Genomic DNA, 17,249 nt, shown 5'->3' on the forward strand with positions numbered 1-17,249 from the left:
AACTGGCATCGACCTCATACCAGCCTCGATCGAAAACCTCCCATCAGCCGATCTGGACTCAACGTAAATAACCTGCTGATACACCACAGCTAGAGACTCGACCCAGTAGCCTGTTTTGCTCTTTTTCAGCCAAAATTGCGGTTTCTGCGATTTCGCTGACAATGGCGGAGAATCGCGAATTCGATTCGCCGATAGAGGATTCTCTCAATAGCACCTTCCAAGCAAAAAGCCCGCTTTCGCGGGCTTCTCTTAGCTTCTGCCGCCGAGAGAATCCTCAGCGTAGACAATATGGCGGAGAGAGAGGGATTCGAACCCTCGATAGAGCTTTAGGGCCCTATAACGGTTTAGCAAACCGCCGCCTTCAGCCTCTCGGCCATCTCTCCAGCGGGTGGTTCCGTGATTATACCTGACTGGCAGGGCCCGTGTTTTCCATATCGCGCGGGCAGTTCTGCTGGCGCATTCAATACTCGCGACCCGACCCGGGCCACAGTTTTCCGCTACATTCTATCGAGCACCCTACCATCCCCGCCTGCGAGGTTCCCACAGATTGCGCCTGGCCCGTACCGATCGTGTCCGCCTGCTGCCGCTCATCGGAGCGACCTACTTCATGGTCGCGGGCGGGCCGTATGGGCTGGAGGACATCCTCGGCGGCGCGGGCTATGTGCGGGCACTTCTTCTGCTCGCCATCGTGCCGTTGATCTGGAGCCTGCCGGTCGCGCTGATGGTCGGCGAGTTGGCCAGCGCAATTCCCGATGAGGGCGGCTACTACGTATGGGTGCGCCGCGCTCTGGGGCCCTTCTGGGGCTTTCAGGAGGCCTGGCTGTCCATGGCTGCGAGCGTCTTCGACATGGCGATCTACCCGGTGATCTTCGTCACGTACCTCGCGCGCTTCGCTCCGACCTGGACTGCCGGTCATCGTGCCCTGGGCTGGGAGCTGGCCGTGGTTCTCGGCTGCACGCTGTGGAACCTGCGTGGCGCCAAGGCCGTGGGCGATAGCTCCGTGGTGCTGATGATCGTGCTGCTCGCGCCGTTCGTCGTGCTGATCGGCTTTGCGCTGTGGCGCTGGCATGGCCACGGACATGGAGCCCTGCTTCAGCCCGTTGGCTCGCGCGATCTCGCGACCGCGGCCTCCGTCACCGTATGGAACTACATGGGCTGGGACAATGCCTCGACCGTGGCGCAGGAGGTCGAGAATCCGCAGCGCAATTATCCTCGCGCGATGCTCGCAGCCGTGGTGCTGGTGGCACTCACGTACATCGTTCCCCTGCTTGCGGTCGGCCTTGCCGGCCTTGCGCCCAATGCCTTCACCACCGGGGCGTGGACCGACGCAGCCAGGTCTTTGGCCGGCCCGGCGCTGGCAGGCGCGGTCGTCCTCGGCGGAATGATCAACGGTGTGGGCATGTTCAATCCGCTGATGATGAGCATCACGCGTGTGCCCTTCGCCGTGGCGCGGGACGCAGCGACTGAAACACACCAGCAGGGCCGCAAGCCCAATGAGCTGGCATGGCTGCTCACGCGAGAGACCTCCAAGGGGGTGCCCTGGGTCAGCGTGCTGTTCTGTGCAGGCATCTGGGCGCTTGCGCTCAACTTCAGCTTCGAGCGCCTCATCTCCATCGACCTGGTGCTCTATGGCGCCGCGCTCATGCTGGAGTTCGTCGCGCTGGTTGTGCTGCGCCGCAAGGAGCCAACGTTGGCGCGACCGTTTCGGGTGCCCGGAGGCAGGTTCGGGGCCTTCGCCATCGGCGTCGGCCCCGCTTGTGTCCTGCTGTTTTCGCTATGGGCAGCCCGGGGAGAGCACGTGGCAGGAATGCCGGCGCTTCTCTTCGCTGCCCTGGTCGGAGCGGTCGGTGCGATCGTCTACCTTGTGGGCAGCGCTCTAAGCCAACGCAGCGCCTAAGCTACTTCGCTGCCAGTTCGGCCTTCTTGGCAAGAAACGCTTCCTGGGCCTCCACGATGATGGCCTTGGCTACGTCTGCGTCCTTCCAGCCCTTCACCTCAACGCGCTTGCCTTCGAGATCCTTGTAGATCGAGAAGAAGTGCGTAATCTCCTTGAGGATGTGCGGATAGATCTCCGAGAAGCAGTTGATGTTGTCGTAGCGCGGATTGCCTTCGCCCACGGCAAGGATCTTCTCATCGCCCTGGCCCTGGTCGATCATGTCGAGCACACCGATGGGGCGCACGGTCTGAATGCAGCCCGGGAAGCTCGGTGTGTCCACCAGAACGAGCACATCCAGCGGATCGCCATCGTGGCCCAGCGTGCTGGGGATGAAGCCGTAGTCGCCCGGGTAGTGAACCGGCGAGAAGAGATTGCGGTCCAGGCGGAAGACATGCAGTTCCTTGTCGTACTCGTACTTGCTGATGCCCTCCAGCGGGATCTCAATCACCGCGTTGACGAGGTCGGGCGCCTTCGAGCCAATAGGAAGTTCCAGGTAATTCGGCATAGTGTGTGGGTCGTCTCTTTAGGACTTGGGATCAGACAGCCATCGAGCGCCGCGCTGTTTCAATGCGTTGCGGCATTGCCAAAAGGCCAACTCTTCCAAGTGTATCGTCTTCGGCCCACTGGAAGTAACCCCAGGGCGACCACAACCATCCATCTTGAAGTGGGGTTCTATGCATCGGATGGGGAACTGTCGCGTGGGCAGCGTCCAAGGTATCCTCACGCATAGGAGCACGCCCTCGATGGGCAACGGTATGTTGATGACACGACACATTTTATGGAGAATGCGGGTCTGCGCGATCATGGCGTTTGCCGCCATCGCTGCGGTCCTTGTTTGCTCGCCCACCGCGCAGGCTCAGGCCACCGCCACTGCGTCCAAGAAGTTGGATATCTCGGCATTCGCCGGCTATAGCTACCTGAAGCCGGACTACGGTCCGGCTCACGATAACGGCTTCACCTTTGGCGCCAACATCACGCGAGCGTTTCACTTCCCCGTCAAACCCAGCCTGGAAGCTCGGGTGTCGCTCAACCACGGCTCGACCGTCAATGAGAAGACCTACCTCTTTGGCGTGCGTGGACAGACGAACTATGGGCGATTTCATCCCTATGCGGACTTCCTGATTGGCGTCGGAGATATTCACTACAACTTCGTAGTCAACGCTGCAAATCCCACCGCCTACCTCAACGACAACAGCCTCGTAAAATCTCCTGGCGGCGGCGTCGACATCGACCTCATTCGAAACTTCCGGGTGAAGGCCGACTACCAATACCAGTTCTGGTACCTGGGCACAAATGATTCGCTGAATCCTAGCGCGATCACGCTCGGCATCTCCTACAGCCTTCCCTCCAAGCCCAACTACCAGAGCGTCGTTCACTAGACCCCGGCCATCACCTCAGGCGTAACCCGCACGGGACGCCTTCCCCGTCCATCTGATTGCCACACGCTTGCACGATGAAGCGTGAGACGCCCCGGCACACCGCGGATGTGCGGGGCCGTCTCTGGCAGACGGGAGTTCCTGATGAATGACGCATCGCGGTGCAGCGAAAAGCTGCGCCGGCACCGGCTTCTCCGCGGAGCCGCACGGGCTGCGCTCGCCCTCGTGGCTTGCACCCCGGCGCTACACGCACAAGCCACCACAACGGCCTCCAAGACCACCGACGTCTCCGTCTTCGCCGGCTTCAGCAGCGTCACGCCGGACTACTCCGAGCAGCGCGACAGTGGCTTCACCTTCGGCGGCAATGCAACACGGTACTTCAAGTTCCCCGTGAAGCCTGGCATCGAGACGCGCTTCACGCTCAGCCATGGGCCCATCGTCAACGAGAACTTCTTCCTCGTCGGGCCACGCGCTCAGTACGACATCAAGCGCTTCCATCCCTACGCCGACTTCCTCTTCGGCCGAGGGAGCATAGGCTACAACTTCGCCAATCCCACCAATGCCAGCAGCGGAGGATTTGTGAAATCGCCCGGCATCGGCGTCGACATCGACGTCTTCCGCAACTTCCAGGTCAAGCTCGACTACCAGCACGAGATGTGGAACCTGGGCACGAACTACTCGCTGTCACCCAACGTCGTCACCTTCGGTGTGACGTGGCACATTCCCTTCAAACAAAAGTATGACCACGCGATGCACTAGAGAAATCGCCTCACGCAAACCTGCGTGAGGCGCGTCACGCGGCTCTGGCGGCGGACGATGCTACGCTTTTCAGCAGGAGTGAACCGCCTCTTGTCTGAGATCCTCGTCCCCGCCTCCGTCGCACCCCCAGGCTCCAGCCGCTTCGTCCGCGCCTGCCTCCGCCAGCCTGTCGATCGCACCCCTGTATGGTTTCTGCGCCAGGCCGGCCGCTACATGCCGGAGTACATGGCCGTCCGCAAGAACCATTCGCTGCTGGAGATCTGCCGTACGCCACAGGTCGCCGCCGAAGTCACCATCACCGCGGCCGAGCGACTCGGCGTCGACGCCGCCATCATCTTCGCTGACCTTCTGCTGCCCTTCACGCCCATGGGCCTCGACTTCGAGTTCGTCAACGGCGAAGGCCCTGTGGTGCACCAGCCCGTGCGCTCGCTCGCACACGTCGAAGCCCTGCGCACCGATCGCGCCGAGGAGCTCGGCTATGTCGCGAAGGCCATCGAGATCGTCGCGAAGCACTTCGAAGCTCCTCGCGCCGATGGCGATACCCTCGGGATCATCGGCTTCTGCGGCGCACCGTTTACGCTCGCCAGCTACATGATCGAGGGCGGAAGCTCGCGCAACTACATCGACACCAAGAAGCTGATGTACGCCAGCTCCCTTCCCGGCTCGCCCGACGCCAAAGCCTGGCCGTTGCTGATGGAAAAGCTCATCGCCGTGCTCACCGAGTACGCCCAGCAGCAGGTGAACGCCGGCGCGGACGTCATCCAGGTCTTCGATAGCTGGGCTGGCGCTTTGTCCGTCTCCGACTATCGCGACTACTGCCTCGCACCAACGACCGAGCTCATCAAGCGCATCCGCGCCATGGGCGTCCCCGTCATCTACTTCGGCGTCGATACCGCTTCCCTGCTGCCCACCTTCAGCGAGACCGGCGCGGACGTACTCGGCCTCGACTGGCGCGTGCCGCTCGACGAAGGCTGGAAGCTCGCAGGCTCAGGCGTCGCAGTGCAGGGCAACCTCGACCCCATCACCCTCTTCGCTCCGGAGTCGGTGCTCGAAGCCCGCGTGAAGGAGATCCTCGCGCTCGCCAACAAGCGCCCCGGCCACATCTTCAACCTGGGCCACGGCATCGTCCCCGGAACCCCCGTGGACAACGTGATCAAAGTCGTGGAGCTGATCAAGCAGCACGGCTAGGACAAGCGGGACTCCGGTGCGAGTGATTTTTCCTCGTGCCTGAGTCCCTGAAGACCTCGCCCCTCTACAGTTCACAAACTCAGACCCACACATCGTTCGCCGCGGTGCGCTCGAGCGTGTCGCCGTCGCCCGTGTTCACCACCCCGCGCGGCTCGATGAGCATCACTCGCACCTCGGATGCGGCGAACGGCTTGTGCTCGACCCCGCGCGGGACCACATACATCTCTCCCGGCCCAAGCGTCACCGCACCATCGCGAAAATCAATCCGCAGTTCTCCCTCGACGATGAGGAACGCCTCGTCCGTGTCGGCGTGGGAGTGCCACACGAAGTCGCCCTCCAGCCGCACCAGCTTGAACTGGTAGTCGTTCATCTCAGCGACCACGCGCGGCTTCCATAGGTCGGGAATCTTCGCAAACTTCTCGCCGATGCGAATAGGCTCGTACTGCTTGCTCATGAGCCGCAGACTAACATTTCGCCACGAAAATTTCCCCGAGCGCTTTTCGCGCTGCGCCGTCTTTCCCCATAGATGAGCACAGCAGTGGAGGGCACCGGGATGGCGCTGCCGCGCACGCAGGCGGCTGGCGGCCTCGCGAAGACAGAGCATGTCGACCTCATCGCTTTGGTTCAATCGCACGCGTCCACGCTGTACCGCGTGGCGTACTCGGTGGTGCGCAACGCGGCTGAGGCAGAAGACGTCGTGCAGGACACGTTCGTGCGCGTGCTCGAGCACCGCAAGCGCCTGCCCGAGGTGCTCGACCTTCGCGTCTGGCTCATCCGCATTGCGTGGAATCTCGCGCTCGACAGGCGCAGAAAGCTCAAGCCTGCGGACTCGGATGAGTTGGTTCTCGCGCAGCTTGTGGCCACAGGGCAGCCCGCCGACGACGCAGTGGATGCCATGCGACGTCTGCGAGCCGTGCTCGCAGCCATGGACGGGCTCCCGAAGCTGGAGCGCCAGACGCTACTGCTCACGGGCGTCGAAGAGCTTTCGACCGCAGAGATTGCGGGCGTGCTGGAACGAAGCGAATCTGCCGTGCGAGCCCTGCTCTTCCGAGCCCGCACACGATTGAAGGAACGGCTGAAGAAAGGAGGCTACGCTTGAACGCACACGATCTCGAACAACAGATGAATCAGGATATCGACCGCGTGCTCCGCGGGCTTTCGAGCACAACACCAGCGCACATGGAGCAACGCGTGCTCGCCGCGCTTGCCCAGCGCCAAACGCGGAGCGAGAAACACGAATCGCCCCGACGCCCATGGATCATCACGCCACGGCTCTCATGGACGCTCGCGGGACTTGCCGCTGCTGCGGTCCTCGCAGCCATCGTGATCGTTCCGCGAGTTCATCGCGCGACGCAACAGGTTACCGCACATCACGACCCGGTCGCGGCGCAACCGGATGCGCCACAGCAGGCTGCGAACACCGTCCCCCATCCACCGCTCACTCGTCCTCGCAATGCGCAGCCGCCTCATCATGAGCAGCTGCCTCATATCGATACGCCCCGCCCGATTCTCGCGGCAGATCTCGATCCCACGACCTGCCACTGCGATCCCCTGGCCATCGCCGAGGCCAGTGCCCCGAGCCATCCCTCGCCGCCCGTGCCTCTTACGCGCGAGGAGCGCCACATGGTGATGCTGGTCAGCAGCGGCGAACCGCAGCAGCTGGCCGTCCTCGACCCCAACCTTCGCGACCTCGAGTTTCAGCGCGAGCGCGCCGACTTCAATCGCTTCTTCGCGTCGCAATGGACCGAAGCGAGCACTTCCACAAATTCCACAAGTACCTCGAAGCAAGGAAACGAACAGCCATGATCACACTCGCTACAGTCGCCCGACGCACCGCTGCTCTCGCACTTGCAGTGCTTGCGCCCGTACTTCTCGCGCAGGACAAACCCGTGGCAAAGGAACCCCCACCACATCATGTCAACTGCCTGGAGCAAACCAACTGCACGCTCAAGACCTTCTACTTTTCGAACTCCATCCAGGGCAATGAGTCCAACGAGATCATGGTCGCGTTGCGCAACATGGTCGATCCCGGCGTACGCATCTTTCTCGTCAGCTCCCAGAACGCCGTCGTCGTCGATGCTCCGCCGGACCAGCTCCTCATCGTCGAGAAGTTGCTCCATGATCTCGACCGGCCGAAGAAGACCTACAAGCTCACCTACACCCTCACCGATGTGGACAACGGCAAGCCTGTCGGCACGCAGCACTTCTCGATGATCGTGGTCGGCGGCCAGCGCACCACGCTCAAGCAGGGTTCCAAGATCCCCGTCGCGACGGGCTCCTACTCCACCGACCACAACGCCGCGCAGACGCAGTTCACCTACCTCGACGTAGGCATGAACTTCGATGCCACGCTCGACGAGCTGGCCAACGGTGTCCGACTGCAGAGCAAGGTCGAGGAGTCCGGCGCGGAGACCAGCAATACCATCGCCGGGGTCGCCGAACCTGTCATCCGCCAGGCCGTCCTGCAGGGTACAGCGTTCCTGACGCCGGGTAAGCCTGTATCGCTGGGCGCGGTGGACATCAGCGGAACCACGCGACGGCTGGACATCGTCGTCGTCATGGATGTGCTGCCTTAGAGCAGCGCAGCAGCAGCAGATCTTGCACGGGGCGCGGCTCTCCTCAACCGCGCCCCGTTTTTCTGCGATCACAAGGAACGCGGCGGATATGCGTCCTGTGCGGTTCGTCACGCCAGGGCACGCGCAGCTTCGATACGATAGATCCTGCATGTCCAGCTCGAACGAACCCGCCATCCTGCTGCTCGCGCACGGCACACCTGATGTGCTGAGCGAGATGTCCGCCTACCTTGCCAACGTCACCGGCGGTCGCCCTATGCCGCAGCATGTCGTCGAGGAGCTGCAGCACCGCTACGCCGAGATCGGCCTCAAGGAAGAACCGCTGCCTGAAGGACCGCCGCTCACCCGCTGGACGCTCCTCCAAGGCAAGCTGCTGAGTGAAGCCCTGGGCCGCAAGGTCTACGTGGGCATGCGCAACTGGAAGCCCCTCATCGCCGATGCCGTCGCAGAGATGAAAGCCGATGGCGTGCAGCATGCCACGGTGCTCTGCATGGCGCCGCAGAAGTCCCGCACCTCGACCGGCCTCTACAAGCGCGCTCTCGACAAGGCCGACGAAGGCGCCTTCACCTATGACTTCATCGCCGGCTGGGCGCATGAGCCCCTGCTCTCCAAGGCCTTCGCCGAGCGCATGAAGGTCGCCCTCGACAAGGCCCGCGAGTCAGATCCCAACGCGATGGTGCTCTTCACCGCGCATTCCGTTCCCTGCCGCACCATTCGCCCGGCCAATCATGAGGAGGCCGCGATCGGCTCTGCGCATGCTCCCGGGGCTCCCGTGCCCGCCGACGGCCTGCAGAACTACGGCACCCACGACGAAGGCGATCCCTATCCCGTCGAGTGCAAGCAGACCGCCATGGAGATCGCCGCAGAGCTTGGCCTCAAGGACAGCGAGTGGGTCTTCAGCTTCCAGAGCCAGGGCATCGCCGGCGCTCCATGGCTCGGCCCGTCAGTCGAAGACACGCTCACCGCACTCGCGCAGGAAGGCATCAAGTCGGTAGTGATGCAGCCAGTCGGCTTCCTCTGCGACCACGTCGAGATCCTCTACGACATCGACGTCGCCTTCCGCGACTTCGCCAAGCCGCTAGGCATCGACGTGACGCGCGCCATGAGCCTCAATGATTCTCCGACGCTCATCCAGGCTATTGCGAAGACCGTCCAGTCCTAACAAGAACGAACTCGAAGCTCGCAGCTGATAACCCGGAACTCGATCCCATCCTTCTCCTCAAGCCCTGCAACACAAACTGGCAGCTGGAGACTGGCAAACTGGGCACTCGAACCAAACCCGCATCTAGCATCTCGTATCTGCCTTTATGAAACGAATCGCCATCCTCGGCGGCGGCATCTCCGGCCTTACCGCAGCGTATGAACTCGAGAAGCGCCGCCGCGCTGGTGAAGCGCTGGACTGGCATCTCTACGAGGCCAGCAATCGTCTCGGCGGCATCCTTGAGACGACCCGTATCAGCACGCCCGAAGGCGAGTACGTCCTCGAAGGTGGCCCCGACGGCTGGGTGAGCGAGAAGCCCTGGCTGCGCGAGCTTGCCATCGAGCTTGGCCTCGAAAACGACATCCTCTACTCGAAGGATGAGACCCGCAAGACGTGGGTTCTCGTCAACGGCCAGCTGCAGGCCATCCCCGACGGCATGCGCATGATGGTCCCCACCGACCTCGGCGCGCTCGAAGGCTCGCCGCTGTTCTCCGAGAGCGCGAAGCAGGCCTACGCCCGCGAGGTGCTGATCTCCGAAGAGCTCAAGCGCGATGCACCCGACGCAGACGAGTCCGTGGCGAGCTTCTGCACACGGCACTTCGGGGAAGACGTCACACGCACCCTCGCGGCCCCACTGCTCTCCGGCGTCTTTGGTGGTGATGTCGCGAAGCTTAGCGTCCGTTCCGTAATGCCGCAGTTCGTCGCGATGGAGCGAGACTACGGTTCGCTGATCGTGGCGTTGCAAGAGAAGGCGGCGCTGCGCGGTCATCGTAAGACTCAGCCGATCTTCACCTCACTCAAGCGCGGTATGGGCTCGCTCGTCGACGCACTCATCGCGAAGCTGCCACCAGAACGGCTTCACCTGCAGCACCGCGCCTACAGCCTCTTTCGCGTGGATGACCGAGGTGGCAGCGAGTGGACGATCGATATGACGGTCGGGAAGAAGCGGAGGGCCGAAGGACCTTTCGCCGAGTTGATCGTCGCTACGTCACTCGATGCCGTGCGTGAGCTGCTTGCACCCGTCGAGGCGGTTGATATGACCGGGCTATCGCTCGGCGGTTTTCTCTCCCTGACACCGTCCGAGGCCAGCTCAGCGATCCTCGCCGCCTTCGCCTGGCCCGCCGAACTGGCCAGCCAGTTCACCATCCCCAAAGGCTTCGGCTTCTTGGTCCCACCGGCTTCGAACGCTTCGCCTTCTGAGCCCCTGGCCCTGGACCCTGGACCCTCGCTCTTAGCCTGCACCTTCGTCGACCAGAAGTTCCCCTTCCGTGCACCCTCCGGAGCCCGCGTGATGCGCGCGTTCTTTGGCGGAGCCTCCGCCGACGCGCTGTCCCGCTCCTCTGATGAACAGGTCGCAGCAGCGGCCCTCCAGCAGCTGCGCGCCATCCTCGGGCCCATGCCCGATCCTGCACACACGACCGTCCGTCGCTGGCCTCGCTCGCTGCCGCAGTATGAGGTGGGGCATCTGGATCGCATGGCGCAGCTGGATTCGTTTGTCCGTCGCATCCCGGGACTGCATCTGCTCGGCAACGCATACCGCGGGGTCGGCATGCCGGATCTTGCCCGCGAAGCTCGTCGCATAGCGGAGAGTCTCTCCGTTTAGGCAATATCCTTCCCTTCCCAACCGGAGAGACCCTCCGGTTCCGCGAAGGCCAGTCCGGGAGGCCGATCTAAGAATCTTCAGTTCAGTCTGAATCCGAATGCCGTTTCGATATATCTTAGATATGTCTTCGATATGTCTTCGATACATCGCCGATCTATCGTGATCGCGATCGTAAGACGGAAAGGAAGTACCCCACTATGTGGAACAAATTTATACATCATGCTGAACGTGAAGGCTTTGGAGGCCGTGGCTGCGGCCCCCGCGAGCACGCCTTTGCCATGTTTGGCCGCCGCGGCTTTGGCCCCGGACGGCACGAGCGCGGCTTCGGAGGCCGCGAGCGCCTGTTTGACGGCGGCGAACTCCAACTCCTCATCCTGCAACTGCTGGCCGAGAAGCCCAGCTACGGCTACGAACTCATCAAGGCCATCGAACAACGCATGGGAGGCGGCTATGCGCCGAGTCCCGGCGTCATCTACCCCACCCTCACGCTACTGGAAGAGCGCGGCTTCGCCCGCATCGAGCCCACGGAAGGTAGCCGCAAGGTCTACGGCATCACCGACGAGGGCCGCGCGGAGCTGACCGCGAACGCGGACCGCCTCCGCGAGGTCACCGACCGCGTCGACAACTCGGGCGAGGCCTTCCACGGCGGCCGCTCCCCGCTGATCCGGCAGGCCTTCCAGGAGCTGCGCGGCTCCATGCTGCGCGCCGCGCTCCGCGCCCGCGAGGCCGGCAAGCCGGTCACGCAGGAGCAGGTCGAGAAGATCCTCGAAGCCATACGAACGGCAGCGCGGACCATCGACACAATGTAGATGCGGATGGGACCGAGCCCGGGTCCGAAGGTCCGGACCCGGGGCACCAGAGATCATGCAATCGCCGGGCGTAAAATGTCCCCATGGGCATCACTCGCCAGCAGGCTCTTGATTGTTTCGCGTCCGACGACCTCATCGGCATTGGTATGGAGGCGGACGCACTGCGCCGCAAGCTCCATCCTGAAGGTGTGGTCAGCTACATCATCGACCGCAACATCAACTACACGAACTTCTGCACCGAGTACTGCACCTTCTGCGCGTTCTACCGGCCGCTGAAGGGCAAGCTCGCGGCGGAAGGCTACATCCTCGACTTCGACACCATCTACGACAAGATTCGTGAGACGGTCGACATGGGTGGCACCGGCGTGCTGATGCAGGGTGGCATCCATCCTGACCTGAAGATCGACTGGTTCGAGAGCCTCTTCACAGGCATCAAGCAGCGCTATCCGCAGATCTGGCTGCACTGCCTGAGCGCGAGCGAGATCCTCGCCATCGCCGAATATTCGGAGTTGGACCTGCACACAACGATCGCCCGCCTGCGCGACGCCGGGCTCGACTCCATCCCCGGCGGCGGCGCCGAGATCCTCGACGACGAAGTCCGCGCGCGCATTGCCCGGCTCAAGTGCCGCACTGAAGACTGGCTCAGCGTCCATCGGACGGCTCACCAGCTCGGTATGCGCACCACCGCGACCATGATGTTTGGTGTCGGCGAGACCATGGAACATCGCGTCAACCACTTTGAGGTGGTGCGCCAGCTGCAGGAAGAGACCGGCGGATTCACCGCCTTCATCCCTTGGAGCTTCCAGCCGCACAACACCGCGCTCGGCGGCCGCGGCTGGGACGAGGCTACCTCGGTCGAGTACCTGAAGACGCTCGCGATCAGCCGCATGTATCTCGACAACATCGAGAACGTGCAGGCCAGCTGGGTGACGCAGGGCCTCAAGGTGTTGCAGATGGGCCTCCGCTTCGGCGGCAACGATGTGGGTTCTGTGATGCTTGAAGAGAACGTGGTGAAGGCCGCAGGCACCTCCAACTGCACGACAGAGGAAGAGCTGCGCCGCATCATTCGCGACGCCGGCTTCAAGCCCGTGCAGCGCGACACCCTCTACACCACGATGTTCCTCAACTAACGCGTCTGTCCCGCAAGCGAGCATCTGTCCCGCATAGTGGATTGATCGGTCCGGGATGGGGCCAAACCACGCCATTGTGGTAACGCGCCCTCCCCAAAAGGTGCATGTCCAAAGGTCCTCTGCTGCTTCCCTAATGGACTTATATCGTGTTCGATGGAGTTGGAGAGGACTCCACTTCTGAGGACCGATGCGCGACCCGAATCACACCTCCGGAAAGCCGGCCTTCACTCCTGCCTTGTCGGGATCTCCGCTGTCGTCGCTGACGCACCGTGGCATGCTTCCTGTATCCCTCCCTCGAGTGAACAGCGAGTCCTTCAGCTCTTTGCTGGAGGCGATCGTCCGCTCCACCGATGACGCGATCATCACCAAGAATCTTTCCAGCATCGTGACGAGCTGGAATCCGGCAGCGACTGCAATCTTTGGTTGGGAGGCGCACGAGATGATCGGCCACTCCCTGCTGCGGCTCATTCCGCCGCGCCTCCATCACGAGGAGATGGAGATCATTCGACGCCTACGCGGCGGAGACCGCGGCTCCCACTATGAGACGGCGCGATTGACCCGCGAGGGCAGTGAGATCGAGGTCTCGATGACGGTCTCGCCGCTCACAAACGCGCGCGGCGAGGTAATCGGCGCAACCACCATATCGCGGAACATCACGCGTCAGCGGGCGGCGGAACGCTCCCGCCTGCAGCTCGCGGCCATCGTCGAATGCTCCGCCGACGCCATCATCACCCATGACCTCAACAGTGCAATCACCAGCTGGAATGCAGCGGCGGAGCGCCTGCTGGGATACACCGCGCAGGAGATGCTCGGCAGCCAGGTCGACGCGATCGTTCCCAAGGATCGCATCGAGGACGAGACCTGCATTGTTGAGCAGGTTCTTTCCGGAAAAAGGATCGACTCCTTCGAGAGCGTACGGACAACACGGCTCGGCGAAGCCGTTGAGGTATCCGTGTCGGTCTCTCCGTTGCTGGATGAATCTGGAGTCGTCCATGGGGGTTCACAGTTCCTGCGTGACATCTCTCAACGCAAGGAGTTGGAGCGATCTCTCGTGCAGGCGGAGAAGCTGGCCACGGCGACCCGCCTCGCCGCGAAGCTGGCTCATCACGTGAACAACCCGCTGGAAGCTTTGATGAACCTGCTTTACCTTGCGAAGGAGTGCGCGGACGACCCAGTGCATGTGCGCGAGATGCTTGAACTCGCGGCGAAGGAACTGGAGCGCGTTGCGTTGGTGACCCGCCAGACGCTCGATGCGAACCGCCGCACGGCGCTGGACGCGGAGTTCAACTTTGCGCATCTGAGCGAAATGCTTAGCGCGGCCGACTGAGACCTCACACCAGACTCCAATGGCAATGCCCCGCGATGAGAGCGGGGCATTTGCCATTTACGCGAGTTACCACAACTAGAGTGAGTGTGGATATCTTTCGCCGAAGAGTCTTGCTGGTTGGACATCGGCAACGCCAACGCTACAGGCGGGGGAACCAGCTCGGCCAGTGGAGCGTTCGATCCCGTCGGCCTCACGCCTCCTGAGGGCCGCAGCGATATGACCGGGCATCTCACCGATCAGCTTTCCTGGGTCAAAGGCAGGCACCAGATGCGCTTTGGCGGAGAGTATCGCAACGCTCGCCTGGACGAGTTCTACAAGCGGCATGCGGTCGGTGCATTTACCTTCGACGGAACACGAGTTGCCGCCGAGATTCAAGCAAAGAACCCCAGCTATAACCCCGATTCGTTCATCGCTCCGCTCGCCGACTTCCTCTCCGGGCAGGTCTCCGCAGCTTCCATCGCCATCGGAAATCCAGAGCGCTTTGTCTACGTCAACACGTGGTTTCTAAACGCCGGGGACACCTGGCAGATCACGCCGAAGTTCAACTTCAACTACGGCATCCGCTACGACTACGGAGGGCCGCTGCACAACAGCAGCCAGAACATGTCTATCTTCCGGCCGGCTCTAACCTCCAGCAATGGTCTGGCGTTCCAGGGCTCGCAGATCGCGAACCTGTATCCCCGCTACTTCAAGAACTTCAGCCCTCGCGTCGGCGCCAGCTACTCCTTGGATAGCAAGACCGTCTTTCGCGCAGGCTATGGCTTCTACGCGGATACGCCGAACCTCAATCCGTTCCTCGACAATCGTCCAGGCAACCAGGCTCCTAACGGCGTCGAAGGTAATCCCGGCGGTCCCAACCCTGTCTACACCGTCGGCGCTACCGCACAGGCCCAGACTGAGATCCAGAGCGGCGTCGCAATCTTTCCTTCGGCGCTCAATGGATCTCCGTGCTCCGCGACTTCACCTTGCGGTGTGTTCTCCATCGACCCGAACTTCCGGCCGTCCTATAACGAGAACTACAACGCCAACGTGGAGCGCAGCCTGACTCCTAACGTCATCGCCGAACTTGGCTATGTCGGTTCTGAAGCGCGCCATCTTCTCAGCTTGCTTGATATCAACCAGGCGAAGCCGGGCGTCTACGCTACCGACTCACAGCGCCAGGTCACACGTCCGTACTTCAGCCAGTATTCGCAGTACGGCAACATCAACCAGGTAGAGAGCATCGGTACGTCGAACTACAACTCCCTGCAGGCCACGCTGCGCATCAGCAACTGGCATCGCCTGTCCTCGTCGACCACCTACACCTGGTCGCACGCTCTCGACGAGGTCACCGCCTACCGTGGCGCCCTCCCGCAGAACAACCTCAACTTCAAGGGCGACTACGGCAACTCGGACTTTGACACCCGAAACACCTTTGTCAGCTTCATCAGCTACCAGGTACCCGGCACCGCCCGCTTCCGTGCGCTGACGAATGGCTGGCAGCTAAACAGCCTGCTGACCTTCCATGGTGGCCAGCCCTTCACCGTCCACGCCTCCGGAGACATCAGTGGAACGAACGAAGGCAATGACCGCGCTGTACAGATCGGGCCGGCACGCGTCGGCTACCAGGGCCAGAGCACCACGGCCAACTGGATCGATCTCTCCGCCTTCGCCGATCCCACCCCCGGCACCTTCGGGACGAGTCGTCGCAACGCCTTTTATGCCCCCGGCTACAGCGACGTGGACTTCTCGGTATTCAAAGACACGAAGATCACCGAACGCGTAATACTCCAGTTGCGCGCCGAGATGTTCAACCTCTTCAACCGTACGAACTTCGCTCCGCCGTCACCTTCGGTGGGCGGAAGCTCTCAGCTCTACGACACCATCGGCGACTACAACGGGGCTCCTGGCATCGGCGCCGGCGAGGCCTTCAACACCCAACTGGTCGGAAAGATCATCTTCTAACCGGCAGCCACCCAGAAAGAAATGCCCGGTCCGCAGATGCGGACCGGGCATTTTCCTTTGCGCTCGGAAGCCTGCCCGAACCCTGTTCGACTTTTCGCATCTGGCAGATCCCGACAACACTCCACAAACCATGAGCTTCCGTCTATCGCTTTAGAGAATTTGATGTGACGAAAGTGTCAGCGCGGCCCCGCGAGGACGCATTGGAAACGACATTGCCGTGACGCATAGTGAGACACACATGCCTCTCCGGGTGGCGCACGTTGCTAGGCAGTTCGAAGCCCATGAAGACACTTACGTTACCGATTCGATTCCCTTTCTCCCGCCCCCTCAGCACGCCGACTGCGACGTCGGCCCAGCCTGCGCCCCACGTGCTGGATCCCTCCGAGCAGCGGGCTCTCGCTCTCGCTCATGCACTCGTGCTGCAGTCCGATGACGCGATCGCAACGATGGACGCCGACGGTATGATCACCAGCTGGAATGCGGCAGCAACGCGCATCTTCGGCTATACCGAGAAGTACATCCTCGGACGTTCCATCTACGAGATCGTTCCGACTCGCCTGCACATGGAGGAGCGGTCGATCCTGTGCCGCCTCAATGTGGGCGAACCCATCGAACAGCGCGAGACGATCCTGATCGCAGCAGACGGCCGCGAGATCCTCCTCCGCATGTCGGCCTCACCGCTGCGTAACTCGGCAGGCAAGATCACGGGAGCCTCTACGATCGCGCGGGACATCACCGACCAGGACTCCGGAGAACGCGCCCGCACGCACCTCGCAGCGATTATTGACTCTTCTGAGGATGCCATCGCCTCGAAGAACCTCAACGGGATCATCACAGGCTGGAACGCCGCCGCCGAGGAGATGTTCGGCTACAGGGCCATCGACATCATCGGCAAGTCCGTCTACACGATCATCCCAAAATCCCACCATGGCGAAGGGCCTGGCATCCTCGCGGACATCATCGCCGGCAAGCGGATCGAGCGGTACGAGACCGTGCGCCAGCATCGCAACAGCACGCTGATCCCTGTCTCGCTGACGGTCGTTCCGGTTCGCAATGAGAAGGGACATGTCACCGGCGCGGCGAAGATCCTGCGCAATCTCTCGCAGCAGCGCTTCCTCGGATCGTCGCTGCTGCAGGCACGCAAGGTCGCGACGGGGACACGCAGCATCGTTCGCAGCGCGGATGAGGTCGTCAATCCGCTATCTGAGCTGGCCAAGCTGGTCGAAGTGGCCAAGAACCGCGCGACCCAATGGGATGAGGTTCGCGCGTTGATGCTGAACGCCGAGACCGAGCTCGACCGGCTGTCCAAGTTGATGAACGAGACTGTGGCCTCGGCGCGACAGACCGCGCTCGATGCGCAGATCTCCATCTCGCAGCTGAGCGAAGCGATAGCCGTTCGCTGA

At 62.2% G+C, this 17,249-nt stretch carries 16 protein-coding genes and 1 tRNA gene; 14 read left to right on the plus strand and 3 right to left on the minus strand.

Going from position 1 to position 17,249, the window contains the following annotated elements:
* Positions 1-289: 289 nt before the first annotated feature.
* Positions 290-383 (minus strand) — tRNA-Ser (locus C4S68_RS21025).
* 164 nt (positions 384-547) lie between these two features.
* Here C4S68_RS21025 and C4S68_RS21030 point away from each other — a divergent pair.
* Positions 548-1,897, plus strand: a complete 1,350-nt coding sequence (locus C4S68_RS21030) for an APC family permease (protein WP_235011767.1) — start codon at positions 548-550, stop codon at positions 1,895-1,897.
* Position 1,898: 1 nt separating this feature from the next.
* On the opposite strand, the gene C4S68_RS21035 is transcribed toward C4S68_RS21030, so the two are convergent.
* Entirely contained in the window at positions 1,899-2,441 is a 543-nt protein-coding gene (locus C4S68_RS21035) for an inorganic diphosphatase (RefSeq protein WP_103935103.1), read from the minus strand.
* A 256-nt stretch (positions 2,442-2,697) separates the two neighbouring features.
* Here C4S68_RS21035 and C4S68_RS21040 point away from each other — a divergent pair, with 256 nt between their 5' ends.
* The 3 genes from C4S68_RS21040 (at position 2,698) to hemE (ending at position 5,259) form a co-directional block, all read left to right on the plus strand.
* Positions 2,698-3,315, plus strand: a complete 618-nt coding sequence (locus tag C4S68_RS21040; protein ID WP_160115271.1) for an outer membrane beta-barrel protein — start codon at positions 2,698-2,700, stop codon at positions 3,313-3,315.
* Positions 3,316-3,456: 141 nt separating this feature from the next.
* Positions 3,457-4,071 carry an outer membrane beta-barrel protein gene (locus tag C4S68_RS21045; protein ID WP_103935105.1) on the plus strand — a complete coding sequence of 205 codons (615 nt, stop codon included), beginning with the start codon at positions 3,457-3,459 and terminating at the stop codon, positions 4,069-4,071.
* 90 nt (positions 4,072-4,161) lie between these two features.
* Positions 4,162-5,259, plus strand: a complete 1,098-nt coding sequence (hemE, locus tag C4S68_RS21050; protein ID WP_235011768.1) for a uroporphyrinogen decarboxylase — start codon at positions 4,162-4,164, stop codon at positions 5,257-5,259.
* 79 nt (positions 5,260-5,338) lie between these two features.
* Here the strand turns inward: hemE and C4S68_RS21055 are convergent, their stop codons facing one another.
* Positions 5,339-5,713, minus strand: coding sequence for a cupin domain-containing protein (locus tag C4S68_RS21055; protein WP_103935107.1), 375 nt, complete (start codon positions 5,711-5,713; stop codon positions 5,339-5,341).
* Between the two features lie 99 nt (positions 5,714-5,812).
* Between C4S68_RS21055 and C4S68_RS21060 the strand changes: the two genes are divergently transcribed.
* From C4S68_RS21060 to C4S68_RS21105, 10 genes are all read left to right on the plus strand, one after another.
* Complete coding sequence (locus C4S68_RS21060) at positions 5,813-6,358, plus strand: RNA polymerase sigma factor (protein WP_103935108.1); 546 nt, start codon at positions 5,813-5,815, stop codon at positions 6,356-6,358.
* Positions 6,355-7,065, plus strand: a complete 711-nt coding sequence (locus tag C4S68_RS21065; protein ID WP_103935109.1) for a hypothetical protein — start codon at positions 6,355-6,357, stop codon at positions 7,063-7,065. The genes C4S68_RS21060 and C4S68_RS21065 overlap by 4 nt, the downstream gene beginning before the upstream one ends.
* Complete coding sequence (locus tag C4S68_RS21070; protein WP_103935110.1) at positions 7,062-7,835, plus strand: hypothetical protein; 774 nt, start codon at positions 7,062-7,064, stop codon at positions 7,833-7,835. The genes C4S68_RS21065 and C4S68_RS21070 overlap by 4 nt, the downstream gene beginning before the upstream one ends.
* Before the next feature lie 148 nt (positions 7,836-7,983).
* Entirely contained in the window at positions 7,984-8,994 is a 1,011-nt protein-coding gene (locus C4S68_RS21075) for a ferrochelatase (protein ID WP_103935111.1), read from the plus strand.
* A 145-nt stretch (positions 8,995-9,139) separates the two neighbouring features.
* The gene (gene hemG, locus C4S68_RS21080; protein WP_103935112.1) at positions 9,140-10,636 is read left to right on the plus strand and encodes a protoporphyrinogen oxidase; all 1,497 of its coding nucleotides are present in this window, start codon (positions 9,140-9,142) and stop codon (positions 10,634-10,636) included.
* Between the two features lie 197 nt (positions 10,637-10,833).
* A complete protein-coding gene (locus C4S68_RS21085; RefSeq protein ID WP_103935113.1) occupies positions 10,834-11,445 on the plus strand; it encodes a PadR family transcriptional regulator in 612 nt (203 codons plus the stop codon).
* Positions 11,446-11,528: 83 nt separating this feature from the next.
* Complete coding sequence (gene mqnC, locus C4S68_RS21090; RefSeq protein ID WP_103935114.1) at positions 11,529-12,575, plus strand: cyclic dehypoxanthinyl futalosine synthase; 1,047 nt, start codon at positions 11,529-11,531, stop codon at positions 12,573-12,575.
* 187 nt (positions 12,576-12,762) lie between these two features.
* Positions 12,763-13,902 carry a PAS domain S-box protein gene (locus tag C4S68_RS21095; RefSeq protein WP_103935115.1) on the plus strand — a complete coding sequence of 380 codons (1,140 nt, stop codon included), beginning with the start codon at positions 12,763-12,765 and terminating at the stop codon, positions 13,900-13,902.
* 117 nt (positions 13,903-14,019) lie between these two features.
* Positions 14,020-15,846, plus strand: coding sequence for an outer membrane beta-barrel protein (locus tag C4S68_RS21100; protein WP_103935116.1), 1,827 nt, complete (start codon positions 14,020-14,022; stop codon positions 15,844-15,846).
* Positions 15,847-16,127: 281 nt separating this feature from the next.
* A complete protein-coding gene (locus C4S68_RS21105) occupies positions 16,128-17,249 on the plus strand; it encodes a PAS domain-containing protein (RefSeq protein WP_103935117.1) in 1,122 nt (373 codons plus the stop codon).

Source organism: Bryocella elongata, from assembly GCF_900108185.1.
GTDB classification, from domain to species: Bacteria; Acidobacteriota; Terriglobia; order Terriglobales; family Acidobacteriaceae; genus Granulicella; species Granulicella elongata.